This window comes from Nocardioides sp. (genome assembly GCF_035697785.1).
GTDB lineage: Bacteria > Actinomycetota > Actinomycetes > Propionibacteriales > Nocardioidaceae > Nocardioides_B.
In genome coordinates this window covers 1-9,011 of the sequence record NZ_DASSCL010000001.1, presented here as the reverse complement: position 1 = coordinate 9,011, position 9,011 = coordinate 1, and the positions used below count along the sequence as shown (strand labels likewise).

The 9,011-nt window shown below is 71.6% G+C and carries 10 protein-coding genes; all 10 read left to right on the top strand.

Annotated elements, in window-relative coordinates:
* Positions 1 to 129 precede the first annotated feature (129 nt).
* Positions 130 to 1,839: a CTP synthase gene (locus VFH10_RS00050; protein WP_325124749.1), complete on the top strand. Its 1,710-nt coding sequence runs from the start codon at positions 130 to 132 to the stop codon at positions 1,837 to 1,839.
* On the top strand, positions 1,839 to 2,462 hold the full coding sequence (locus tag VFH10_RS00045) for an NUDIX hydrolase (RefSeq protein WP_325124747.1): 624 nt from the start codon (positions 1,839 to 1,841) through the stop codon (positions 2,460 to 2,462). Before VFH10_RS00050 ends, VFH10_RS00045 begins: the two co-directional genes overlap by 1 nt.
* A gap of 93 nt (positions 2,463 to 2,555) precedes the next feature.
* The gene (ald, locus tag VFH10_RS00040; protein ID WP_325124745.1) at positions 2,556 to 3,671 is read left to right on the top strand and encodes an alanine dehydrogenase; all 1,116 of its coding nucleotides are present in this window, start codon (positions 2,556 to 2,558) and stop codon (positions 3,669 to 3,671) included.
* Between the two features lie 25 nt (positions 3,672 to 3,696).
* Positions 3,697 to 4,686, top strand: a complete 990-nt coding sequence (locus tag VFH10_RS00035) for a site-specific tyrosine recombinase XerD (protein ID WP_325124743.1) — start codon at positions 3,697 to 3,699, stop codon at positions 4,684 to 4,686.
* 358 nt (positions 4,687 to 5,044) lie between these two features.
* Positions 5,045 to 5,977 carry a ParA family protein gene (locus tag VFH10_RS00030; protein WP_414689818.1) on the top strand — a complete coding sequence of 311 codons (933 nt, stop codon included), beginning with the start codon at positions 5,045 to 5,047 and terminating at the stop codon, positions 5,975 to 5,977.
* Positions 5,962 to 6,342, top strand: coding sequence for a hypothetical protein (locus VFH10_RS00025; RefSeq protein ID WP_325124742.1), 381 nt, complete (start codon positions 5,962 to 5,964; stop codon positions 6,340 to 6,342). The genes VFH10_RS00030 and VFH10_RS00025 overlap by 16 nt, the downstream gene beginning before the upstream one ends.
* A 53-nt stretch (positions 6,343 to 6,395) precedes the next feature.
* On the top strand, positions 6,396 to 7,301 hold the full coding sequence (locus VFH10_RS00020; RefSeq protein WP_325124741.1) for a ScpA family protein: 906 nt from the start codon (positions 6,396 to 6,398) through the stop codon (positions 7,299 to 7,301).
* The gene (scpB, locus tag VFH10_RS00015) at positions 7,298 to 7,945 is read left to right on the top strand and encodes an SMC-Scp complex subunit ScpB (protein WP_325124740.1); all 648 of its coding nucleotides are present in this window, start codon (positions 7,298 to 7,300) and stop codon (positions 7,943 to 7,945) included. Before VFH10_RS00020 ends, scpB begins: the two co-directional genes overlap by 4 nt.
* The gene (locus tag VFH10_RS00010) at positions 7,942 to 8,685 is read left to right on the top strand and encodes a pseudouridine synthase (RefSeq protein ID WP_325124739.1); all 744 of its coding nucleotides are present in this window, start codon (positions 7,942 to 7,944) and stop codon (positions 8,683 to 8,685) included. The genes scpB and VFH10_RS00010 overlap by 4 nt, the downstream gene beginning before the upstream one ends.
* Positions 8,686 to 8,790: 105 nt before the next feature.
* On the top strand, positions 8,791 to 9,011 hold a 221-nt coding region (locus VFH10_RS00005; RefSeq protein ID WP_325124738.1), incomplete at its 3' end, for a chorismate mutase.

Genomic DNA, 9,011 nt, shown 5'->3' with positions numbered 1-9,011 from the left:
ACCGGCCCGGGGTGTTGGCTGCCGACGCCCTCGGATGCATTGGTAGGCTAGAACCCCGTGGACGGTTCCTCGCGAACCGTTCGGGCGAGGACCACCGGCTCGTCCACGACGCCAACCACGGGAGTTCACTTGGCCGCATCGCAGCCGACCAAGCACGTCTTCGTCACCGGAGGCGTCGCCTCCTCGCTCGGCAAGGGCCTCACCGCCTCCTCGCTCGGCAGCCTGCTGAAGTCGCGCGGTCTGCGGGTCACGATGCAGAAGCTCGACCCGTACCTCAACGTCGACCCGGGCACCATGAACCCGTTCCAGCACGGCGAGGTGTTCGTCACCAACGACGGCGCCGAGACCGACCTCGACATCGGGCACTACGAGCGGTTCCTCGACACCGACCTGCGCGGCATCGCCAACGTGACGACCGGGCAGGTCTACTCCGAGGTGATCGCCAAGGAGCGGCGCGGCGACTACCTCGGCGAGACGGTGCAGGTGATCCCGCACATCACCAACGAGATCAAGGAGCGGGTCCGCGCGATGGCCGGCCCCGACGTCGACGTGGTGATCACCGAGATCGGCGGCACCGTCGGTGACATCGAGAGCCTGCCGTTCCTCGAGGCGGCCCGCCAGGTGCGCCACGACGTCGGCCGCGACAACTGCTTCTTCCTGCACGTCTCACTGGTGCCCTACATCGGACCCTCCGGCGAGCTGAAGACCAAGCCCACCCAGCACTCCGTGGCCGCGCTCCGCTCGATCGGTATCCAGCCCGACGCGATCGTCTGCCGCTCCGACCGGGAGATCCCCGAGTCGATGAAGCGCAAGATCTCGCTCATGTGCGACGTCGACGAGGAGGCCGTCGTCAACGCCGCCGACGCGCCATCCATCTACGACATCCCGAAGGTGCTGCACACCGAGGGCCTGGACGCCTACGTCGTACGCCGGCTCAACCTGCCGTTCCGCGACGTCGACTGGGCCGAGTGGGACGACCTGCTGCGGCGGGTGCACCACCCCGCCGAGGAGGTGACCGTCGCCCTGGTCGGCAAGTACATCGACCTGCCCGACGCCTACCTCTCGGTCGCCGAGGCGCTGCGCGCGGGCGGCTTCGCCCACGAGGCGAAGGTCAGGCTGCTCTGGGTGCCGTCCGACGAGTGCCAGACCCGCGAGGGGGCCGCGCGTCACCTGTCCGACGTCGACGCGGTCTGCGTCCCGGGCGGCTTCGGCATCCGCGGCATCGAGGGCAAGGTGGGTGCCCTCGAGTACGCCCGCACCCACGGCATCCCGACGCTGGGCCTGTGCCTGGGCCTGCAGTGCATGGTCATCGAGTACGCCCGGCACGTCGCGGGCATCGACAAGGCCGACTCCACCGAGTTCAACCCCGGCTGCGAGGAGCCGGTGATCGCCACGATGGCGGAGCAGATGGAGTTCGTCGAGGGCGGCAGCGGCAACATGGGCGGCACCATGCGGCTGGGTCTGTACCCGGCCGAGCTCAAGGAGGGCAGCCTCGCCCGCGAGCTGTACGGCGAGCCGAAGATCGACGAGCGGCACCGGCACCGCTACGAGGTCAACAACGTCTACCGCGACCGGCTCGAGAAGACCGGGCTGGTGTTCTCGGGGACCTCGCCCGACAACAACCTGGTCGAGTTCGTCGAGCTGCCCCGCGACGTGCACCCCTACTACGTCGCGACCCAGGCGCACCCCGAGCTCCGGTCCCGGCCCACCCGGCCGCACCCGCTGTTCGCTGGCCTCGTCGGCGCGGCGATCGAGCGGCAGCGCGAGCTGCGGTTCCCGATCGACGAGGCGGCGCTGCGCCGTAACGCGGACGCGACCGCCGCGGTCGAGCCGGCGTAGTGGGCTCGGCGGGCGAGGTCGGGCCCGGGCGGCTGAGCGACCCCGAGGAGCACTGGCCGGTCCACGAGGTCGAGGACATCTGGGACGGCAAGGCGCCGTTCTCGGTGCGCCGGGACACCATCACTGCCCCGGACCGACCCGACGAGCGGTTCGGACGGCTCGTGCTCGAGCACCCGGGCGCGGTCGTCGTCCTGGCCGTGGACGAGCGGGACCGGGCGTTCGTGCTGCACCAGTACCGGCACCCGATCGGCCGCCGGATGCTCGAGCTCCCCGCCGGGCTGCTGGACGTGCCGGGGGAGGACCCGGTCGTGGCCGCCCGCCGCGAGCTCCAGGAGGAGGCGCTGCTCCACGCGGAGACGTGGGAGCACCTGCTCACGACGTACCCCTCACCGGGGCTGAGCAGCGAGCGCATGGAGATCTACCTGGCGACCGGGCTGAGCCCGGCGGCCGACCACGGCGACTTCGAGCCGCACCACGAGGAGGCCGACATGACCACCTCGTGGGTGCCGGTCGCGGACCTGGTCGACGCGTTCCTGGCGCGGGAGATCACCAATGGTCCCACTGGTCACGCGGTCCTCGCCTACACGCTCCGCGACCGAGCCAGGGCGGCCACCTCGTCGTAGTGCCGTGACGCGCCGGCGGGCCGAGGTTCACTATGCTCGGGCCGCAGCCCCGACGACGTGGCGGCGAGTCTCCCCGAGAGGACAGTTGGGTCGATGAAGGTCGGCGTTCCGAAGGAAGTCAAGAACCACGAGTACCGGGTGGCACTGACCCCGGTCGGCGTGCACGAGCTCACCCAGCACGGTCACGAGGTGTACGTCGAGAAGGAGGCCGGCGCCGGTTCGCTGATCCCGGACTCGGAGTACGTCGCCGCCGGCGCGAAGATGCTGGACACCGCCGACGACGTCTGGGGCACCGCCGACATGGTGCTCAAGGTGAAGGAGCCGGTCGCCGAGGAGTACGCGCGGATGCGCGAGGGCCAGACCCTGTTCACCTACCTCCACCTCGCCGCCGACCGGCCGCTCACCGAGGAGCTGGTCAAGCGCCAGGTGACCGCCATCGCCTACGAGACGGTGCAACTGCCCTCGGGCGGGCTGCCGCTGCTGTACCCGATGTCCGAGGTCGCCGGCTGCCTGGCCCCGCAGGTGGGCGCGCACTCGCTGATGCGGGCCCAGGGTGGCCGCGGGGTGCTGATGGGCGGCGTCGGCGGGGTGGCCAACGCCAAGGTCGTGATCATCGGCGCGGGCGTCTCGGGGCAGAACGCCGCCAACATCGCGCTGGGGATGGGTGCCGACGTCACGCTGCTCGACACCGACCTGGACAAGCTCCGGCTGTCGTTCTGGCGCTACAACAACCGCGTCCACGGGCTCGCGTCCTCCAAGCTGGCCATCCAGCAGCAGGTGATGGAGGCCGACATGGTGATCGGCGCGGTGCTGATCCCCGGCGCGAAGGCGCCCAAGCTGGTCAGCAACGACCTGGTCGCGCAGATGAAGCCGGGCTCCGTGCTGGTCGACATCGCTGTCGACCAGGGCGGTTGCTTCGAGGACACCCGGCCCACGACGCACGCGGACCCGACATTCACGGTGCACAACTCGGTCTTCTACTGCGTGGCGAACATGCCCGGCGCGGTCCCGAACACCTCGACGTACGCGCTGACCAACGCAACGCTGCCCTACACCGTGGCGCTGGCCGACAAGGGCTGGCAGCAGGCGCTGCGCGACGACCCGTCGCTCGCGCTGGGACTGAACACCCACGCGGGCCGGCTCACCAACGCGCCGGTCGCCGAGGCGCACGGCATGGAGAGCACCCCGCTCGAGGGAGCACTCGGCTGACCGGCGTTCCGCGCGAGCGGACGGCGTGAGCGTGGCGGCGGGCACCGGAACGACGCCGCTCCAGCGCGCGGTCCGGACCTACCTCGACCACCTCGTGGTCGAGCGCGGGCTGGCCGACAACACGCTGAAGTCCTACCGGCGCGACCTGCGGCGGTACGTCGCGTTCCTCGCCGACCGGGACCTCGACGACCCGGGCGCGGTCAGCGAGGAGGTGGTGACGGCGTTCCTGCGCGCGCTCCGCGAGGGCGACGCCGAGCACCCGCCGCTGAGCGCTGGGTCGGCCGCGCGCACCGTCGTGGCCGTGCGCGGCTTCCACCGGTTCGCGGTCCGGGAGGGCCTAGCCGCCGCGGACCCGTCCGCCGCCGTACGCCCGCCCGCGCCGGCCAAGCGGCTGCCCAAGGCGCTGCCGCTGGCCGACATCGAGCGGATCCTGGACGCCGCCGGCGCGCCGGGCACGTCGCTGGCGCTGCGCGACCGGGCCCTGCTCGAGGTGCTCTACGGCACCGGGGCGCGTATCTCGGAGGCGGTCGGCCTCGACGTCGACGACCTCGACCTGGCGACCGCGGACGAGCCTGACGCCGGCGCGGTCCGGCTGCGCGGCAAGGGCGGCAAGGAGCGGATCGTCCCGGTCGGCAGCTACGCGTCGGAGGCGGTGGCCGCCTACCTCGTGCGCGGTCGCCCCGAGCTGGTGGGGCTCGGGGCCACGACGGGAGCGACCGGCCGGGGGCCCGGGGGCGCGCTGTTCCTCAACGCCCGGGGCGGCCGGCTGTCCCGGCAGAGCGCTTGGTCGGTCCTCGCCAAGGCGGCCGACCGGGCCGGGGTGACCGCCGAGGTGTCGCCGCACACGCTGCGGCACTCGTTCGCCACCCACCTGATCGACGGCGGCGCCGACGTGCGCGTGGTCCAGGAGCTGCTCGGCCACGCCTCGGTGACCACCACCCAGGTCTACACACTGGTCACCGTCGACTCGCTCCGCGAGGTGTACGCGACCGCCCACCCCAGGGCCCGCGACTGACAACGATTCGTCTGCGGACAATGGGGTGATTCACGCGGGGCGAACGCAGACGAATCGTTGTCGGAATTGTCGACAAGTGGACCGGCGCGCCTCCCGGTAGCGCCCCGCCCCGGGGGATTGACTGGTCGCGTGACCCCATAGAGTCGCCGCGGCGCGCGTGCCCACCGACCCCGGCGGGTCGTGCGCTGCCGGCCAACGAGGAGAGGCAACAGACGTGTTCGAGAACAACAGCGGCGGCACACCTGCGATCCCTCCCCTCGTCGACCCGGCCCGGCGGAACTGGGCGCCCCCGAACCCCTCGGAGGCGGTCCCGGACGCCGTCCCTTCCCCCCGTATCGACGCAGGAGAGCCCGAGCGCGTGAGCGACCCCATCCCGTTCCGTCGACCCGACCCCGAGGCACCCGAGACGCTCCCGGAGCGTGGGGCGGTGGCCACCGCCGACCCCGAGGTCAAGCTGGGCCCGACCGGGCGCCCGATGCCCGACCTGCCGGAGCCCCGGCCGATCGGGATCCACGGCAACGCCCGGGTCATCTCCATGTGCAACCAGAAGGGCGGCGTTGGCAAGACCACGACGACGATCAACCTGGGCGCCGCGCTCGCCGAGTACGGCCGCAAGGTGCTGCTCGTCGACTTCGACCCGCAGGGCTCCCTCTCGGTCGGCCTGGGCCTGAACCCGCACGACATGGAGCTGTCGATCTACAACCTGCTCCTGCAGCGCGACGTCACCCTCGACGACGTCATCGTCAAGACCAACGTGCCCGGCATGGACCTGCTGCCCAGCAACATCGACCTCTCCGCCGCCGAGGTGCAGCTCGTCCACGAGGTCGCGCGCGAGCAGACCCTCCAGCGCGTGCTGCAGCCGGCGATCGCCGACTACGACGTCATCCTCATCGACTGCCAGCCCTCGCTCGGGCTGCTCACCGTCAACGCGCTCACCGCGTCCGACGGCGTGATCGTGCCGCTGGAGTGCGAGTACTTCGCCCTGCGCGGCGTCGCCCTGCTCAAGACCACCATCGACAAGGTCACCGAGCGGCTGAACCCCAAGCTGCACATCGACGGCGTGCTCGGCACGATGTACGACGGTCGCACCCTGCACGGCCGAGAGGTCATGGAACGGCTCGTCCAGGCGTGGGGCGACACCGTCTTCCACACCGTCATCCGGCGGACGGTGAAGTTCTCCGACTCCACCGTGGCCGGCGAGCCGATCACGACGTACGCCGGCACGTCGGCGGGCGCGGAGTCCTACCGGCAGCTGGCCAAGGAGGTGCTGGCCCGGTGTCTCGACGGGTGAGCCTGCCGACCGCCGACGATCTCTTCCGCCCCACGGTCGTCCCCGACCCGGTCGAGGACGCAGCGGCCACCGCTACGTCGGACGTGGCGCCGGAGGCGGCGGACGCTCCCGCCGACGCGGACTCCCCGGCCAAGGCCACCGGCAGCGGACGGGTGAAGCACGACGAGAAGATGACCGTCTACATCACCTCCGACGAGCTGCTCGACATCGAGCACGCCCGGCTGTCGCTGCGCCGCAGCCACGGCCTGGGCGTCGACCGGGGCCGGCTGGTGCGGGCGGCCGTCGCGATCGCGCTGGCCGACTTCGAGCTCAACGGCGACGAGAGTGTGCTCGTGCAACGGCTGACCGAGCAGGCCTCGGGCTGACGCTGGTGAGCCCCGTGAGTGTCAGCACCGCCCCCGAGGTGGATGCTGGACCCGTGCAGCATGCCCAGTCCGACGTCCCCGCGGTGCCGGTGGAGGGCGAAGCGGCGGCCGCGTTCGCCGTACGCCTGGACAACTTCGAGGGTCCCTTCGACCTGCTGCTGAGCCTGATCGCGAAGCACAAGCTCGACATCACCGAGGTCGCGCTGTCGAAGGTCACCGACGAGTTCATCGCCTTCATCAAGGGCTCGACCGAGAAGGGCTGGGACCTCGAGCAGACCTCGTCGTTCCTGCTGGTCGCCTCCACGCTGCTCGACCTCAAGGCGGCGAGGCTGCTGCCGCAGGGTGACGTCGAGGACGAGGAAGACCTGGCGCTGCTCGAGGCGCGAGACCTCTTGTTCGCCCGGCTGCTGCAGTACAAGGCGTTCAAGCAGGTCGCCGCCCTGCTCGAGACCCGGATGGCGGGGGAGGCCAAGCGGCACCCGCGGGCGGTCGGCCTCGAGGAGCGGTTCGCGACACTCCTGCCGGAGGTGCTGATCGGACTCGGGCTCGACGAGTTCGCCACGCTGGCCGCGAGGGCGATGGAGCCCAAGCCGGTGCTCGAGGTGTCGCTCGCGCACATCCACGCGCCGATGGTCAGTGTCAAGGAGCAGGCGGTGCTGGTCGTCGACCGGCTGCGTCGGCAGGGCACGATGACGTTCCGGGCCATCGCGCGCGACTCCCCGGACACGCTGACCCGGGTGGCGCGGTTCCTGGCGCTCCTGGAGCTGTTCCGGGAGGGTGCGGTCGCGTTCGACCAGATGACCCCGCTCGGCGAGCTCACGGTGCGCTGGACCGGGGCCGAGGAGGGGGAGGTCGAGATCGTCGACGAGTTCGACGGTGCGCCCCCCGACGAGGACGGCTCGACGGGCGGCGAGACGGCAGAGGACGACAACCAGCAGAGCGTGGAGGACGAGCGGTGAGCGAGCACGACGGGCGACAGGCACTCGACGGGGAGGGCGCGTCGGCGGCCTCGACCAACGAGGAGGCGGAGACGCTGGACGTACCGGTCGCCGCGCTGCGGCCGGCGCTCGAGGCGGTCCTGATGGTCGCCGACCAGCCGCTCGACCACGTCACGCTGGCCGGCGCGGTGGGCTACCCGCCGGAGCAGGTCCGCGAGGCGCTCGCCGGCCTGGCCGAGGAGTACGCCCAGCAGGGCCGCGGCTTCGACCTGCGCAACGTCGCGGGCGGATGGCGGTTCTACACCCGTGAGGAGTACGCCGCGGTCGTGGAGCGGTTCGTGCTCGACGGGCAGCAGGCCCGGCTCACCCAGGCGGCGCTCGAGACCCTGGCCGTGGTCGCCTACAAGCAACCGGTCAGCCGGGCCCGGGTGTCCGCGGTGCGCGGCGTGAACGTCGACGGCGTGATCCGCACGTTGGTGGCGCGCGGGCTCGTCGAGGAGGCCGGGCAGGACAGCGAGACCACCGCGACGCTGTACCGCACCACGTCGTACTTCCTGGAGCGCATCGGCGTGCAGTCCCTCGAGGACCTGCCCGAGCTGGCGCCGTACCTCCCGGAGATGGGGGACCTCGACGACATGGGCGACCTCGAGTCGCACACGGCGTGATCCCGACCGACGACGAAGGGCTGGTCCGGCTGCAGAAGCTGCTCGCGCAGTCCGGGGTGGCCAGCCGGCGCCGCTGCGAGGAGCTGATGCTCGCCGGCCTGGTGGAGGTCGACGGCGAGGTCGTCACCCGGCTCGGCACCAAGGTCGACCCGCGCACCGCCGTGATCCGCGTCGAGGGCAGGCGGCTGCCGCCGGTGAGCGCCCACGTCTACCTCGTGCTCAACAAGCCCCGGGGCGTGGTCTCGACGATGTCGGACCCGGAGGGCCGCAAGACGCTGTCGGACTACGTCGCCGACCGGCCGGAGCGGCTGTTCCACGTCGGCCGGCTCGACACCGACACCGAGGGGCTGATCCTGCTCACCAACGACGGCGACTTCGCCCAGCGGGTCGCGCACCCGTCCTACGAGCTGCCGAAGACCTACGTCGCCGAGGTCGAGGGCCGGGTCACCAAGGGCACGGTGAAGCGACTGCTGACCGGCGTGACGCTCGACGACGGCCCCGTCGAGGTGTCGGCCGCGAGGGTCGTCGAGGCCCGGCCGCAGCGCTCGATCGTCGAGCTCACCATCCACGAGGGCCGCAACCGGATCGTCCGCCGGCTCCTCGACGAGGTGGGGCACCCGGTCCGCAAGCTCACCCGCACCGCGATCGGCCCGGTGCTGCTCCGCGGGCTCCGGTCCGGGCAGCTGCGGGAGCTCACCCGCGAGGAGCTCGGCACGTTGCTGGACGCGGCCCGCCTCTGACAACGATTCGTCTGCGGACTTTGGGGTGTTTCACGCAGGGACATCGCAGACGAATCGTTGTCCGACCCGTCATAGGGTGGGGCGCACTCGGCGGAAGGAGGCCCCGTGGCGGTGCGCGCGGTGCGCGGAGCGACCCAGCTCGAAGACGACGTGCGCGAGCACATGCTCGAACGCGTCGCCGAGATGGTGCTCGACGTGATGGCGGCCAACGGGCTCGAGGTCGACGACTTCATCAGCGTGATCTTCACCGCGACGTCCGACCTCGTCTCCGAGTTCCCGGCGTACGCCGCCCGGCGGCTCGGCTTCGGCGACGTCCCACTGATCTG